Origin of the sequence: Bradyrhizobium sp. PRIMUS42, from assembly GCF_023006515.1 — a bacterium.
Taxonomy (GTDB): domain Bacteria; phylum Pseudomonadota; class Alphaproteobacteria; order Rhizobiales; family Xanthobacteraceae; genus Bradyrhizobium.
Map to the genome: position 1 here is coordinate 1 of NZ_JALBGZ010001209.1, position 1,140 is coordinate 1,140.

General features: G+C 64.3%; 2 protein-coding genes. One reads left to right on the forward strand and one right to left on the reverse strand.

Annotated elements, in window-relative coordinates; genetic code table 11:
* A partial coding sequence (locus MOV75_RS39090) for a type VI secretion system baseplate subunit TssF (RefSeq protein WP_247008178.1) occupies positions 1–223 on the forward strand: 223 nt, incomplete at its 5' end.
* Between the two features lie 180 nt (positions 224–403).
* Here the strand turns inward: MOV75_RS39090 and MOV75_RS39095 are convergent.
* The coding region (locus MOV75_RS39095; RefSeq protein WP_247008179.1) for a GNAT family N-acetyltransferase at positions 404–1,140 on the reverse strand (737 nt) is incomplete at its 5' end.

Genomic DNA, 1,140 nt, shown 5'->3' on the forward strand with positions numbered 1-1,140 from the left:
CGATCACGTGCTGATCGACGCCGGGAGCGCCTCAGACCTTCCGGCCGAGCTGCTGACGGCGCATGCCCGCGCCGTCGTGGTGCCCGATGTGTCGATGGCACCGGATGCGCGCACGCTGATGTGCGAGCAGCTGAGGGCGGTCGGCTTCAGCGAGGTGACGATGCTGAGCAAGCCGGTGCAGGCTTCGGATGCGGTGGACGCGCCGCGCGTGGTGGCGGCGTAGGCTTTTCGTTCTTTTTCCGCGCACACGGAATCGTAGGGTGGGCAAAGGCGCGAAGCGCCGTGCCCACCACCTATCCAATACAGTAACAGACGACGTGGGCACGCTTCCGCCTTCGCTCTTCGAGCGACGGCGGACAAGTCGCTTTGCCCACCCTACGATCTCGACGTTCGCGGAGAGGTTTTACCCGAACGCCTGCCGCAGCCGTCGCGCCAGGTCGAATAGCATCTGGTTCTGCTTCACCAGCCGCTTGCCATGGCTGAGCGAGGACATCGCCATCGCCGCGAGTTTTCCGCGCGAGGTCAGCGGAACAAAACTGTCAAAGATCTCTTCGTCGTCCTTGCAGAACATCCGCTTATAATCGTCCGAACCGATGCCGAGGTCGAGCGAGCGGTAGCCGCGCTCGCCGTAGCGATCGATGATATAGCGCATCAGGATCAGGCCGGGGCTGTAGCGGGCGTGCTCGGACATCGTGTAGGTGTTGAACATCATCGAGAAGCGTTCGCCGTCGGCGACCCCGGCGAAGATCGCGATCACTTCGTCGTCGCATTCGAGCGCGTGGATGTCGATGACGTGGCCTTCACCGCGCGGCGCAAGGCAGGCGCTGCGGACGAACTGTTCGACGCCGGGCTCGGCGAAGACGTTCGGGAGCTTCTGTTCCGCCATTCGCACCGGCTTGACGCGGAAGAACCAGTCGAGCAGGCGCGTGATGTCAGCGTCTGACGTGGCAAGATGATAGCGATAGCCGGCGAGGGCCTGGAGCTTCTTTTCCTTGCTCTTGAGGCGGCGGCGGAAGGAATTGCTGATCCGCGATGCCGGCGGCCCGCCCGGCTCCATCACCAGCTGCGGGCAGCCGTTGATCGCGCTCTGTCGCGGCAGCAGCGCAAACGGGTTCTGCTGGTCGTGCCAGCGCAGCGGCT